The sequence below is a fragment of the Cedecea neteri NBRC 105707 = ATCC 33855 genome, from assembly GCF_001571265.1.
Taxonomy (GTDB): domain Bacteria; phylum Pseudomonadota; class Gammaproteobacteria; order Enterobacterales; family Enterobacteriaceae; genus Cedecea; species Cedecea neteri.
In genome coordinates this window covers 84159-98028 of sequence record NZ_BCTL01000002.1, presented here as the reverse complement: position 1 = coordinate 98028, position 13870 = coordinate 84159, and the positions used below count along the sequence as shown (strand labels likewise).

14 protein-coding genes are annotated in these 13870 nt (G+C 55.9%); 6 read left to right on the top strand and 8 right to left on the bottom strand.

Going from position 1 to position 13870, the window contains the following annotated elements:
- Window position 1: 1 nt before the first annotated feature.
- Entirely contained in the window at window positions 2–1402 is a 1401-nt protein-coding gene (locus CNE01S_RS01215; RefSeq protein WP_061272469.1) for a YchO/YchP family invasin, read from the bottom strand.
- Window positions 1403–1564: 162 nt separating this feature from the next.
- On the opposite strand from CNE01S_RS01215, the gene CNE01S_RS01210 reads away from it, so the two are divergent.
- From CNE01S_RS01210 to CNE01S_RS01200, 3 genes are all read left to right on the top strand, one after another.
- Entirely contained in the window at window positions 1565–1918 is a 354-nt protein-coding gene (locus tag CNE01S_RS01210) for a DsrE/DsrF/TusD sulfur relay family protein (RefSeq protein ID WP_061272467.1), read from the top strand.
- A 110-nt stretch (window positions 1919–2028) separates the two neighbouring features.
- Complete coding sequence (locus tag CNE01S_RS01205) at window positions 2029–3816, top strand: methyl-accepting chemotaxis protein (protein ID WP_061272465.1); 1788 nt, start codon at window positions 2029–2031, stop codon at window positions 3814–3816.
- A 222-nt stretch (window positions 3817–4038) separates the two neighbouring features.
- A complete protein-coding gene (locus CNE01S_RS01200) occupies window positions 4039–4284 on the top strand; it encodes a DUF1883 domain-containing protein (RefSeq protein WP_061272463.1) in 246 nt (81 codons plus the stop codon).
- Between the two features lie 35 nt (window positions 4285–4319).
- Here the strand turns inward: CNE01S_RS01200 and CNE01S_RS01195 are convergent, their stop codons facing one another.
- Entirely contained in the window at window positions 4320–5015 is a 696-nt protein-coding gene (locus tag CNE01S_RS01195) for a gamma-glutamylcyclotransferase (RefSeq protein ID WP_061272461.1), read from the bottom strand.
- Window positions 5016–5587: 572 nt separating this feature from the next.
- On the opposite strand from CNE01S_RS01195, the gene chaA reads away from it, so the two are divergent.
- Window positions 5588–6691, top strand: a complete 1104-nt coding sequence (gene chaA / locus CNE01S_RS01190; RefSeq protein WP_061272459.1) for a sodium-potassium/proton antiporter ChaA — start codon at window positions 5588–5590, stop codon at window positions 6689–6691.
- A gap of 115 nt (window positions 6692–6806) precedes the next feature.
- Here chaA and kdsA read toward each other — a convergent pair whose 3' ends face one another.
- Genes kdsA through hemA form a run of 6 tightly spaced genes read right to left on the bottom strand, consistent with a single transcriptional unit; the run spans window position 6807 to window position 12113 of the window.
- Window positions 6807–7661: a 3-deoxy-8-phosphooctulonate synthase gene (kdsA, locus tag CNE01S_RS01185; protein WP_061272457.1), complete on the bottom strand. Its 855-nt coding sequence runs from the start codon at window positions 7659–7661 to the stop codon at window positions 6807–6809.
- 24 nt (window positions 7662–7685) lie between these two features.
- Window positions 7686–8495, bottom strand: coding sequence for an invasion regulator SirB1 (gene sirB1, locus CNE01S_RS01180; RefSeq protein ID WP_061272455.1), 810 nt, complete (start codon window positions 8493–8495; stop codon window positions 7686–7688).
- A 2-nt stretch (window positions 8496–8497) separates the two neighbouring features.
- Window positions 8498–8887: a SirB2 family protein gene (locus CNE01S_RS01175; protein WP_061272453.1), complete on the bottom strand. Its 390-nt coding sequence runs from the start codon at window positions 8885–8887 to the stop codon at window positions 8498–8500.
- Window positions 8888–8907: 20 nt separating this feature from the next.
- Window positions 8908–9738 carry a peptide chain release factor N(5)-glutamine methyltransferase gene (gene prmC / locus CNE01S_RS01170; RefSeq protein WP_061272451.1) on the bottom strand — a complete coding sequence of 277 codons (831 nt, stop codon included), beginning with the start codon at window positions 9736–9738 and terminating at the stop codon, window positions 8908–8910.
- Window positions 9738–10820 (bottom strand): peptide chain release factor 1, encoded by a 1083-nt coding sequence (gene prfA / locus CNE01S_RS01165; protein ID WP_061272449.1) that lies wholly within the window; start codon window positions 10818–10820, stop codon window positions 9738–9740. The genes prmC and prfA overlap by 1 nt, the downstream gene beginning before the upstream one ends.
- A 36-nt stretch (window positions 10821–10856) precedes the next feature.
- Entirely contained in the window at window positions 10857–12113 is a 1257-nt protein-coding gene (gene hemA, locus CNE01S_RS01160; protein ID WP_061272447.1) for a glutamyl-tRNA reductase, read from the bottom strand.
- 201 nt (window positions 12114–12314) lie between these two features.
- Between hemA and lolB the strand changes: the two genes are divergently transcribed.
- Together lolB and ispE are read left to right on the top strand one after the other, a co-directional pair.
- Window positions 12315–12938 carry a lipoprotein insertase outer membrane protein LolB gene (lolB, locus tag CNE01S_RS01155; RefSeq protein ID WP_061272445.1) on the top strand — a complete coding sequence of 208 codons (624 nt, stop codon included), beginning with the start codon at window positions 12315–12317 and terminating at the stop codon, window positions 12936–12938.
- Window positions 12938–13807 (top strand): 4-(cytidine 5'-diphospho)-2-C-methyl-D-erythritol kinase, encoded by an 870-nt coding sequence (ispE, locus tag CNE01S_RS01150; protein ID WP_061272443.1) that lies wholly within the window; start codon window positions 12938–12940, stop codon window positions 13805–13807. Before lolB ends, ispE begins: the two co-directional genes overlap by 1 nt.
- The last annotated feature ends 63 nt before the right edge of the window (window positions 13808–13870 follow it).

Below are 13870 nucleotides of genomic sequence, written 5' to 3'. Positions count from 1 at the left end.
GTTACTCCCCCGGCAGCAAGGAGTATCGCGGGTCGCTGTCAGGGGCGATCAGTAGCGGCGCAGCGGGCTTGAGCACAATCGCATTCGACGTAACCCGCTGCCCCTTCTCGTCCTCAAGAGTGACCGCCAGGTGATATTCATTTGCGGCACCTTCCTGCCAGGCCGGCAGAATAATGCTCCAGCCGTCTGCGCTGCGCATCTGCGCCGGCGGCGTCAGGCTCAGCGCCTTTGTATCGCCCTGCCACGAAAGGCTTCTGATGCCGTAGGTCGCTTTAACCTGCAGCTTAAGTAATACCGTTTCTCCCGGCTGAGGCTGCCACGGCGGCGTAGCCAGGAATACCGACAGCGTTTTGCGCTGGCGGAACTGCATAACCGGCACGGACTCACGCTCAACGCTATCGTAGCGGCTGCCGCGCAGCGAGCTCGTCGTTGCCACTTCGTCCGCCGAGAGCTGCTTTTGCAGCGGCACCCCGAAACGATAGTTAAGCTTAAGCCCCAGATTCTCCTGCGCGATCCCGCTTTCCCCCTGCTTATGCTGGGCGGTCAACGTAATCAGCGGCACCGGCGTGTAGTTAATGCCCATCGTCACCGCCACCGGATTTCGGTAGCCGGTATCGCTGTCGAAAAGCGTGACGTTGTCACCAAAATACTGTTCGAAACTCAGGCTGGTATTTATATGCCGATAAAACGGCAGCCAGGCCTGCGCCGTGACGTCGTAGCCCCGAGCCAGGCGCTGTTCAACCGTGTCTGTTTGCCCGCGCCAGCCGTTCAGCGGCTGGTAATAATTGGCCGAAAGCCGCAGGTATTCGCCCCAGGCTTCGGCCCCAAATCCTGCCCGCTGAAGCTGCGTTGTCAGTTCATTATCGTAGAACGAGTTGTACCCCAGCAGCCAGTTTCCGGCGACCCAGCGCTGCCCCAGCCCAAGGTTACCGGTGGTACCGTTATTTTGCTGGCTAAGGCCGAGCTGGCTCCAGGTCAGATAGCGGTTGTTGTCCTGCCAGGGCGTGAAAAGTGAGCCATTGCTACCCTTCCAGCTCCCATGCTGATCGACCTGCAAATTGAAGCTGGCTTTGCCCCAGGGCGAAAGCAAGGACTGGGCTTCATCAGTGACTTTGGTGGTTAACAAATCCCGCAGGCTGGTGAAGGCAAACAACTGTGCCTGCTCGCCGGTATCCAGCCCATTATCCACCATACTGTCTTCACCAAACTTCTTCGCCATCGCGGCAATTCTGCGCGCGGCGGCATCGGTTTCAGGCGCAAGCCCCATGTTCGGCAGGTCACCGGCGGAAGAAGATAAAGGATTCTGGGCAGCAGAAACGAGGGAGTTTGAGGTACTCATTGCCCCTCCCGGACGAGGGAGCAGACAATACAAAGTCAAAAGCGGAACGGCAAATCTACGCATTTGTAAATTATAACATACTGGTTTTGCTCTTTACCCGGCCCATACATGACCTGAGCGCGACTCCAGGAGTAATCCGGCTTTTCCGGGGATAAATCATACTCACCGGTCATGCAGGGGGATACACTGCTTCCTACGCTCAGCGTTATCATCAAGGAGAAGACAATGCAGAAGATAGTCATTATTGCCAACGGCCCGGCTTACGGCAACGAATCGCTTTTTAACAGTTTGCGGCTGGCCATCGCCCTGCACGACCAGGAGCCGCAGCCAGAAGTAAAACTGTTCCTGATGTCCGATGCGGTGACCGCTGGCCTGCGCGGCCAGAAGCCAGCAGAGGGATACAACATTCAGCAGATGCTCGAAATTCTCACCGCGCAGGGTGTGCCGGTGAAACTCTGTAAAACCTGTACCGACGGGCGCGGCATCACCGGACTGCCGCTTATCGAAGGCGTCGCCATCGGCACGCTGGTTGAACTTGCCGAGTGGACTTTAGCGTCGGATAAAACCCTTACCTTCTAATTATTTCGGCGCGGGAATATTATTTGCTTATACCCTCTCCCGCGCCATCAAGTTCCCTGCGATTGTTGCCGATATTTTGCTTAGGACAACACAGCAGCAGGATAATAATTATGGTTAGATCTCTTCGTACACGTCTTCTTTTAGTCACGGCAATTTGCCTGGTCTCCGCGTTATGTCTCAACACCTTCATTAATTACACCGTCACCAGCCGCGATAACCAGCGTGCCATCACGGACACCCTGACCAGCACCAGCCTGAGTCATTCTGTCGCGATCGGCGACTGGGTCAGCGGTAAAATGGCCATCGTGAGTTCTCTGGAAAGTGTCGCGCTAAGCGAAGATCCCATTCCGGTCTTTACCCAACTGGCCAAATCCGGAGGCTTTACCAATATCTACGTTGGCTATGCCAATAAAACCGCAAAATTCTCAGACCCGACGGGGGTTCCGGCCGACTTCGATCCTACCGGGCGGCCGTGGTATCAGCAGGTGGTGAAAGACGACGCCTCCGTCGTCACCGCCCCTTACGTGGATGCCGGTTCCGGTAAGCTGGTCGTGACGTTTGCCGTGCCCATTAAGCAAAATGGCAGCCTTAAGGCCGTCGTCGCGGGAGATGTGGCGATGGACAGCGTGATTGCTAACGTGCGCAGCATTCACCCTACGCCCGCCAGCAGCGGCCTGCTGATCAATAGCGATGGAACTTTGATTGCCGGCCAGGATCCCGCCCTGACGCTGAAGGCCTTTTCTGATGCCGTTCATCAGGCCGATTTATCCCAGCTGTTGGGTGACACTCACCGCACCACTGGCATAATTAATGAGCAAAGCAAGCAGCTGATGGCCACGCCGATTGCCGGCACACATTGGTATCTGGTCGTGGCCCTCGACGAACATGACGCCACTTCCGGTATGCGCGCTTTACTGAAGGCTTCCGCCATTGCTCTGCTGGTGCTGGTACTGATTTCCGGCACGATTGTGCATCTGCTGATTAGCAAGGTGATGAACCGCCTCGGTACAATTCGCGACGGGATGCGCGCCATCAGCAGCGGCACTAACGATTTATCTCAGCGGTTACCGGAAACCGGTCATGATGAAGTGACGGAAATCGCCCACGCCTTTAACGCTTTCAGCGACAAGCTGGGCGTGGTTATGACCCAGCTCAGGGATTCCAGCGCCTCGGTGAAGGTGGCCGCCAACGAAATTGCCGCAGGTAACCAGGATCTCTCGGCCCGAACCGAGCAAGCCGCCTCCAGCCTGCGGGAAACCGCCAGCGCGGTAGAGCAAATTACCGCGTCCGTCGCAAACTCTACGGCTTCTGCTGCCCAGGCAAACACCCAGGCCCACAGCGCCGGTGAAGCCGCCGAGCGCGGGGGCGAAGTCGTCTCGAAGGTCATCACCACCATGCAGGCCATTGAGCAGGCCTCCGGCAAGATTGGCGATATTACCGGCGTCATTGACAGCATCGCTTTCCAGACCAATATCCTGGCGCTAAACGCCGCCGTTGAGGCCGCTCGCGCCGGTGAACAAGGCCGGGGATTTGCCGTAGTGGCCGGTGAAGTGCGCAACCTGGCCAGCCGCAGCGCGCAGGCGGCGAAGGAGATCAAAAGCCTGATCGACTCCACCACCGCAAGCGTTGCCGATGGTTCGCTTTACGTGCGCCAGGCCGGTGAAGCGATGGACAAAATAAATCAAAGCATCGGAAGCGTGCTGGTCATCATGCGCGAGATAACCCTCTCAACCGATGAACAGATGAAAGGGATTCAGGAAATTAACCACGCGGTCACCCATCTGGACAATATGGTGCAGCAGAATGCTGAACTGGTGGTGGAATCTGCGGCGGCGGCGGGTGCGCTGCAAAGTCAGGCTGGAGACTTAGCGGAAACCGCGGGACATTTCCGTATTTAATGATGCGCTGACGGGTGTTTGCCAACGAAATGCCCGTCAGCTGAAAGGTTTCAGGCACAATATGATTATTGTTTAATCGTTGCGGCATTTTTTGATCAGTATCAGCATTTACGCCCCCAGGCTCTGGTGTGATGCCACGAGTGATTTGTGAACAACATCACGAACCAGGACAGCACCTTTGGGGGCCAAAAGGCCATGTTTGATGCGGAAGTGGAGTGAAAAATGCCAGTAGTAAAAGCCAGTCTAAAACTTTTTGGTGGCGATACCGTGGTGGTTCGCTGTTCGAATAACTGTCATATCCATTTGATGTGCGACTCAGACAAGCGCGGCAGCGCAGAGGCCGACGTTCTAAGCGTGCAAAATCGCCAGTCGGCCTATATCGCCGTGCCCTACAGCGGAACCTGGAAGGTGCTGATCGATAGCCATACGCAGTCGCTTGAGCACTCCATCAGCTATGTTCCGGCATAAAAAACTGAGGCCACCTTTTGGTGGCCTCTTATTTATTATGCAAACCCAGGCTGCAGCCCGCTTTCATCCTCATGTCCGCTCAGCCAGGCCCGCACCTGATTTGCCAGCTCGGACATACGGTCGTCCTGCATACCGTGCTTTTTCATCTCCTGCTCGAGAGAAAAAAGATACTGCGCATTGGTGCCCAGCGGCCCACTGGCGGAAGCAATCAGCGGCGCGATGGTTTCTGCCCGGGTATCCGCCTCATAGAGCGGGTGACGCGGGTCCATAATGAACACCAGCGCGTTGACCATCCGCCCGTCATCCAGCGCAAGTTTGCACCAGGTTGGCAAATAACAGCCGGTAATCATCTCCCGCTTCCAGACCAGCGTCAGCTCGTCTTCAAGCCCCGCCTCCGGCAGCCGGTAAGCCAGCCCGGTTGTTCTGCCGCCCTCTTTCAGCGCGAGCATACGTCCGGGGCGACAGGCGGTTCCACGCCCCGCCGTCAACCGCAGGCAAAATGCACGATGCCAGCCCACCAGCATGCCGGGGGCTGACTCTTCAAATTCAAAAGCCGGGTTCCACATCAATGAACCGTAACCAAAGAGCCATACCGGACTTTGGTCTGGGCGACAAGCGAGCGTGGCGGCCAAAGACGCCGAGCGCTGCTCAGGGGACCACAGTAACGATTCCTCAATGGCACCAAAAGCCGTCTTACAATCCGCTTTCATTAAGAAATCACGCGTTAACACGATATACCTCCGCCACTGCTTGCTTCCGTGCGACTGCACACGCTGCGCCTTCCCGGCATTTATTGACAACTTTTGCCTACTAATAGAGCAATATATCAAGACCATAAGCAATTCGCTGCGCGCTGGCAAGCATGATAACGATCACAAAACAGATAAATTGTCATTTTTTCGTGCCAGACTGATGAGTGTTACTCTGTCACCCACAAATTAGACACATATAATGGAGGGTTAATTTTGCTGGCACCTCTCTTTGTTAACAGCTTACTCGCCGGTTTCCGTATCGCTAACATGCTGATTTCACGCTCAGGTTGTGATTTTCATGCGAATACACCGGGCAAAGGTCGTTAAAAATAGCGGTTATTTGTTTTAACGAAATATATATCAATATGTTTTATTTAAACTAAATAAAGAACACACATCATTTTGGTGCATTAGAACTAAATTAAAATAAACGCCGTAAAAGTAAGTAAATTTTTAACTAAAAGTAACGGTTTTTTGCTAGTTTATATGACTTCAAAAACCTGACTATAATGATCAAAACAGGTTATCGCCTGCAGAGATGGAGAAGTTGAATGACAAAAACACAACATGAGGCGGTAAAAACCCGCCACAAGGAGAGTTCTCTCATTTTCCCGGTACTCGCGCTGGCGGTACTGGCGATATGGGGGTCAAGCCAGTCCCTGCCGGTGGTTGTCGGCATCAATATTTTGGCGCTGGTCGCCATTCTCAGTAGTGCCTTTAGCGTCGTGCGTCACGCGGACGTGCTGGCGCACCGTCTGGGTGAACCCTACGGCTCGTTAATCCTGAGCCTGTCGGTCGTTATTCTTGAAGTTAGCCTGATTTCCGCCCTGATGGCCACCGGCGATGCCGCTCCGACGCTGATGCGCGACACGCTCTATTCCATCATTATGATTGTGACCGGCGGCCTTGTCGGCTTCTCCCTGTTGATGGGCGGCCGCAAATTTGCCACACAGTATATGAACCTGTTTGGCATCAAGCAGTACCTGATCGCGCTTTTCCCGCTGGCGGTGATTGTGCTGGTGTTCCCGATGGCGCTGCCGGGCGGCAACTTCTCACTGGGCCAGTCCCTGCTTGTGGCGCTGATTTCTGCCGCCATGTACGGCGTGTTCCTGCTTATTCAGACGAAAACTCACCAGAGCCTGTTTGTTTACGAGCATGAAGATGAAGGCGACAGCGATGACCCGCACCACGGCAAGCCTTCCGCGCACAGCTCCACATGGCATACGGCCTGGCTTATCGTCCACCTGATTGCGGTGATCGCGGTCACCAAGATGAACGCCAACCCGCTGGAGCACCTTCTGGGCGCGATGGATGCACCGGCCCAGTTCACCGGCTTCCTGGTCGCCCTGCTGATTCTGTCTCCGGAAGGTTTGGGCGCCTTAAAAGCGGTACTGAGCAACCAGGTTCAGCGCGCAATGAACCTGTTCTTCGGTTCCGTGCTCGCCACCATTTCTCTGACCGTACCGGCGGTGACGCTGATTGCCTGGTTCACCGGCAACGACCTGATTTTCGCCCTCGGTATGCCGCAGATGGTGGTCATGCTGGCGGCGCTGGTGCTGTGTCAGATTTCGTTCTCAACGGGCCGTACCAACGTGCTTAACGGCACCGCGCACCTGGCGCTGTTTGCCGCCTACCTGATGACAATTTTTGCCTAAATAGACAACAAGGCTGCCTGTAATGGCAGTCTTTAGTGTTGACGCCCTCTCCCAGTGGGAGAGGGAAACAAATATAAAAAAACCCGCCGTGGCGGGTTTTGTTTTTTTGCAGCAATTAGTGGCTGGTGTCCAGCGGGTCGAAGTTCTTCACCAGGTCGTCAATGGCTTTAATCTGGGTCAGGAAAGCTTCCAGCTTCGCCAGCGGCAGTGCGGAAGGACCGTCACAGCGGGCATTGTCCGGATCCGGGTGCGCTTCAATAAACAGGCCGGCCAGGCCAGTCGCCATCCCGGCACGAGCCAGTTCGGTCACCTGAGCACGACGGCCGCTGGACGCCGCGCCAAACGGGTCACGGCACTGCAGGGCGTGAGTCACGTCGAAAATCACCGGCGCACCGTTAGAAACCTGCTTCATGACGCTAAAGCCCAGCATGTCGACCACCAGGTTGTCGTAGCCGAACTGCGTGCCGCGATCGCAAAGAATGATTTTGTCGTTGCCGCCTTCGGCGAATTTATCCACGATGTTGCCCATCTGGCCAGGGCTAACGAACTGTGGTTTCTTCACGTTGATGACGGCGCCGGTTTTGGCCATCGCTTCAACCAGGTCGGTCTGGCGAGCCAGGAAAGCTGGCAGCTGAATCACATCAACCACGTCGGCCACAGGCTGTGCCTGGTGAGCTTCATGCACGTCGGTGATAATTTTCACGCCGAAGGTCTGCTTCAGCTCCTGGAAAATCTTCATGCCCTCTTCCAGGCCCGGGCCACGGTAAGAGTGAATGGATGAACGGTTAGCTTTATCAAAAGAGGCTTTGAACACGTACGGGATTCCCAGTTTTTGGGTCACGGTCACGTAGTGTTCGCAGATGCGCATCGCCAGGTCGCGGGACTCCAGCACGTTCATGCCGCCAAACAGCACAAATGGCAGATCGTTTGCGACGTTGATATCGCCAATGTTAACCACTTTTTGTTTCATATGTTCGCCTTATCAGGTGTGAACTTAATGCAGGGTAATCTGCTTGTGCGCAATCGAATTGATTTGCGCCTTAATCATTTCGCTAATCGGATCTTCCGGGCACTGCTCGACAAAGTAGCTTAAGTCGCTGAGCGCCACATGCTCGCAGTCCAGCTGTGCATAAATCAGGCCGCGGTCGCGGATTTCGTACGGGTCTTCCGGATTAAACTGCAGCAGCACTTCGCTGGCGCGCAGCGCCATCTCCATCTGCCGCTCTTCCATCAACGCGGACTTCAGCGTATCCAGCAGCTTGCGGATCACCTCCGCGTTGTCAGACTCGTCCAGATCTTCGTCAAACAGCTCGGCCGTAGGGTTAATGTTGCCCTTGATCCACACTTCCAGCGTGTGTTCATCCAGCGTATCGCCGTTAAACGGATTGATGAGCCACATTTCGCCATCCATCCAGTCGGCGCGCAGGATAAGCTGCGTGGGGAAGATAACCGGCATCAGCGGAATATCGAGCTGCCCGGCAACCCACAGCAAGATGGCCCCAAGGGAGACCGCGCTCCCCTGACGGCTTTTTAAAACATTATCCAGCCACAGGGCGTCGGACAGGCGATAAATGCCGCCAGAGTCCTTAAAACCCCATTCGCCGTAAAAGAGTTCCAGCAGTTTTTCCAGCTGCAGATCGGGATGCGCCCCCTGGCAAATCTCTTCTTTTGCCAGGCTGACCAACTCACCGAGCTGAGCTTTAACTTCTGCGGTCGGGAAATCATCCCGAATCAGCTGCGAGACCAGAATCATGCCCTCGCAGAGCGGTGCCTGATTAAATTCGAAATCGGCTAACGACTTCATACTTACCCCAATATCGGTATTTTAGTGGTGGCGAGTTTTATGATGATGTAGAGCACCACCAGCCCCAGCAGAAAAGCGAACCAACGAACCTGCTGGCTGCGCGGGCGTTTACCCAGCGCGATAAAACCTAAAGCGATATAGATGATAACGCCAAACAGCTTTTCAGTCAGCCACGTTCCCTGCGGCGTAAAAGGATAGAAATGCGTAATCATGACCAGCGCAAAACCGCTGATCAATAACAGCGTATCATTAACGTGCGGTACGATGCGCACCCAGCGCTTGCCGGACATCACAGACCCGCGATATTGCCACCAGTAGCGTAAAACAAACAGGCTGATTGAAATAACGACGGTGAAAATATGCAGATATTTAAGTGAGAAATAAGTCGCCAAAATGTCTGTTCCTTAATGAGTCAAAGATAGCGTCCTGACGTCAGGCGATCGTTGTCGCCATAATCTTTGTAGGTTGCAACCTCGGTAAAGCCGGCGTCCCGCAGCAAGCGCTGCACGCTTTCGCCCTGCCTCCAGCCATGTTCCAGCACCAGCCAGCCGCCGGGCTCGAGAAAACGGCGTGAATCGTTAACCAGCGTGTCTAAATCGGCAAGGCCATGATTCTCCGACACCAGCGCGCTTTTCGGCTCAAAGCGAACGTCGCCTTCGCTGAGGTGCGGGTCCGCTTCGTCGATATAAGGCGGGTTGCTGACAATCAGCGAAAAACGCCCGGCATCGAGGGCGCTAAACCAGTGGCTTTGCAGCACCCTGACGTTGGTTATACCAAGATTTTCCGCGTTCATTTTCGCCAGCGCCACGGCTTCCGGCACCACGTCCAGGGCGGTGATGTCGCAGTCAGGACGTTCGCTTGCCAGCGCCAGCGCAATAGCGCCGGTCCCGGTACCAAGATCCAGTATTGCGCACGGCGTGCCCGGCAGCTTTGTTAAAGCATGTTCGACAAGGCATTCGGTATCGGGGCGAGGAATCAGCGTCACCGGAGAAACGCGCAGCGGTAGCGACCAGAACTCCCGCTCGCCGATGAGGTGTGCAACCGGCTCACCGCGCTCCCGCCGCGCCAGCAGAGCATCAAGCTCGGTTTGCTGGGCAGGCGTCAGCGTGGTTTCGCCAAACGCGAGGATAAAGGTGCGGGATTTGCCGGTAACAAATCCCAGTAAAATCTCCGCATCCCGCTTTGGGCTTTCGCTTTGCGCCAGACGCTGAACGGCCTGGCGAAGCCATAGCTGAAACTCCATTAATCCTGCTCGGACAGCGCCGCGAGCTGATCGGCCTGGAACTCCTGCACAATCGGCTCGATCAGGGCGTCGATTTTGCCTTCCATCACTTCATCCAGACGGTAAAGCGTCAGGTTAATGCGGTGGTCGGTCACGCGCCCCTGCGGGAAATTGTAGGTACGGTTGCGGTCAGAGCGGTCGCCGGAGCCCAGCAGATTGCGGCGGGTGGAAGCCTCTTCCTGCTGGCGTTTGGCGACTTCTGCAGCACGAATACGCGCGCCCAGTACGGAAAGCGCTTTCGCTTTGTTTTTATGCTGGGAACGTTCGTCCTGGCACTCCACCACAATACCGGTAGGCAAGTGGGTAATACGGATTGCAGAGTCGGTGGTGTTAACGTGCTGGCCACCCGCGCCCGAGGAGCGGAAGGTATCGATGCGCAGATCCGCAGGGTTGATATCCGGCAGTTCCGCCTCTGGAATTTCCGGCATCACAGCCACGGTACACGCGGAAGTATGAATACGCCCCTGGGATTCCGTGGCTGGAACGCGCTGCACGCGGTGGCCGCCGGACTCGAATTTCAGCCTGCCATAAACGCCGTCACCGCTGATTTTAGCGATAACCTCTTTAAAACCACCGTGCTCGCCTTCGTTTGCGCTGATGATTTCAATGCGCCAGCGGCGGGATTCGGCGTAGCGGCTGTACATGCGGAAAAGGTCGCCAGCAAACAACGCGGCTTCGTCCCCACCTGTGCCTGCACGGACTTCGACAAACGCATTGCGCTCATCGTCAGGATCTTTCGGCAACAGCAGAACCTGAAGCTGCTGCTCCAGCTCTTCGCTGCTGGCTTTCGCTTCAGCCAGCTCTTCCTGCGCCATTTCGCGCATTTCCGGGTCGCCGAGCATACTTTCTGCGGTTTCAATGTCTTCCTGTACCTGACGCCATTGCAGGAAACAGCGTGATACATCGCTTAACTGGGCATATTCACGAGACAGGGCGCGAAAGCGGTCCTGATCGGCAATGGTCGAGGCATCGCCTAGCAGGGCCTGAACTTCTTCATGGCGCTCCTGCAAGGCTTCCAGTTTGGCAACAATAGAAGGCTTCATGGGCGGTGGTTCACCTTGTAATAAGAGTTGTGTGTGCTAATCCAGCCCGAGGCTGTTACGCAGGATTTGCAGGCGTTCGTCGTCCCCGTCACGGGCGGCCTGCGTGAGCGATTTGGTTGGGGCATGAATCAGGCGGTTGGTTAATTTCCAGGCCAGATCCTGCAGTACGGCTTCCGCGTCGCCACCCTGTTGCAGGGCAGCCAGTGCTTTGGCAGCCAGGTCGTCTCTCACCTGCTCTGCCTGACTACGGTATTCGCGAATGGTCTCGGAGGCGCTTTGCGCGCGCAGCCAGGCCATAAATTCACTGCATTCCTGCGCCACGATAGTTTCAGCCTCAACCGCCGCCGCTTTACGCTGCGCGAGGTTGCTCTGAATAATGGCCTGCAGGTCGTCCACGCTGTAAAGGTAGGCGTTCGCCAGCTTACCGACCTCCGGTTCAACATCACGCGGAACGGCGATGTCCACCAGCAGCATAGGCTGGTTACGGCGAGCTTTAAGTGCTCGCTCCATCATCCCTTTGCCAATAATAGGCAGCGGGCTGGCGGTCGAACTGATGATGATATCGGCATCCGCCAGACGTTCGTCAATCTCGCTCAGGCTAATCACTTCCGCGCCGACTTCATCGGCCAGCACCTGGGCGCGTTCTCGGGTACGGTTGGCGATAATCATCTTCTCAACTTTGTGCTCGCGCAGATGACGGGCAACCAGTTCGATGGTCTCCCCGGCGCCGACCAGCAGGACGGTAACCGAGGAAAGAGATTCGAAGATTTGCCGCGCCAGCGTACAGGCGGCAAACGCGACGGAAACGGCGCTGGCGCCGATGTCGGTTTCGGTGCGCACGCGCTTGGCAACGGAGAAAGATTTCTGGAACATGCGTTCCAGCTCGCTGGAGCGCGAATGGCCTTTTTGTGAATCGGCAAAAGCTTTTTTCACCTGGCCAAGAATTTGCGGCTCGCCGAGAACCAACGAATCCAGGCCGCTCGCGACGCGCATCAGATGGCTGACGGCGTCGTTGTCGTGATGCCAGTAGAGGCTTTTACGCACTTCCTCTTCGTTGAGGTTGTGGTACTCGCACAGCCAGCGAACCAGCCGCTCGTGCAGATTTTCCTGTTGTTCAACGCTCAGGTACAGCTCGGTCCTGTTGCAGGTCGACAGCACCACCCCGCCCTGGACCATGGGTTGTGCCAGCAAACTGCCCAACGCCTGGTCGAGCGTGTCCGGCGAAAACGTGACGCGTTCTCGCAGCGATACTGGAGCTGTTTTGTGGTTAATTCCTAGCGCTAACAGGGTCATGGAGCGGTCTGAGTAATACCGATGTTGATAAGGATTTCTGGTCGCATCATACAGGATGAGCCGAATCAATAAAAGAGAGCTTACCCTTGCGGAGTAAGTGGGTGATTTATGATTTAAGACAACTTGAACGTAGACGCCCCGCCTGCCGCCCGCTAGCATGAACGGTTGACCACAAAATGAATTTAAGGATTTGCTGCCGCTATGTTGATGCCAAAAGCCCGCCTGATGCGCCTTCTGCCCCTTGCCAGCCTCGTACTGGCCGCCTGTTCAGTCAACCAACCGAGCGGCCCGGGCAAGAGTCCTGACTCGCCGCAGTGGTTAGAACACCAGCAACAAGTGCAAAAAATCACCCAGTATCAGACGCGTGGCGCTTTTGCTTATCTCTCCGATAGCCAAAAGGTATATGCCCGTTTTAACTGGCAGCAAACTGCGCCAGACCGCTATCGCCTGCTGTTGACCAACCCGCTCGGCAGCACTGAACTTGAGCTTAACGCTCAGCCAAATCAGGTCCAGCTGACCGACCGCGACGGCAAGCGCTACATCGCCAAAGATGCGGAAGAGATGATCGGCAAGCTGACCGGGATGCCTATTCCGCTTAACAGCCTGCGCCAGTGGATGCTCGGCCTGCCGGGCGATTCAACAGATTACAAGCTGGACGACCAGTACCGTCTGCGCGAAGTGAACTACACCCAGGGCGGCAAAACCTGGAAAGTGGTATACAGCGATTACGACAGCAAAACTCAGCCTTCCCTGCCTTCTAATATGGAACTGCGCGAAGGTGACCAGCGCATCAAGCTGAAAATGGACAGCTGGACGGTGAAATAATGATCTCCCGCTGGCCTTCTCCTGCAAAACTGAATCTGTTTCTGTACATTACCGGCCGCCGTGCCGACGGCTATCACAACCTGCAGACGCTGTTTCAGTTTCTCGATTATGGCGACACGATAACCATAGAACTCCGGGAAGACGGCATAATTCAGCTGGTGACGCCCATTGACGGCGTGCCTGATGAAGAAAACCTGATCGTTCGCGCCGCCCGCCTGCTGGTTGACTACGCCAGAGAGAAAGGCACCCTTCCCGCTGGTACCGGGGCGGATCTCGGCGTTGAGAAGCGCCTCCCGATGGGCGGTGGACTGGGCGGCGGTTCTTCAAACGCGGCCACCGTGTTGGTGGCGCTGAATCATCTCTGGAAAACCGGCTGTAGCGAAGACGAGCTGGCCGGGCTAGGCATTCGCCTTGGTGCCGACGTGCCGGTGTTTGTCAGGGGCCACGCGGCCTTTGCCGAAGGCGTTGGCGAAATCCTGACGCCGGCTGAGCCTGAGGAAAAATGGTACCTGGTTGCCCATCCTGGCGTGAGTATTCCGACACCGATCATTTTTGGCGATCCTGACCTCCCGCGCGAAACACCGGTCAGGTCAATTACGACGTTGCTAAAATGTGAATTTGGCAACGATTGTGAGGTTATCGCAAGAAAACGTTTTCGCGAGGTTGATGCCGCGCTTTCCTGGCTGTTAGAATACGCGCCGTCGCGCCTGACCGGCACCGGCGCTTGTGTGTTTGCTGAATTTAACACCGAGCATGCCGCCCGGCAGGTGCTTGAGCAAGCCCCGGAATGGCTGCATGGGTTTGTTGCGCGAGGCGTTAATAGATCTCCGCTGCATCAGGCCATATCCGGGCAAGCTGGGCATTGGTGACAACGTCACCTCGTTTCAGACGTTGCATCGTGCTCTTTAATACACCGCCTGGATGGGGGCTAC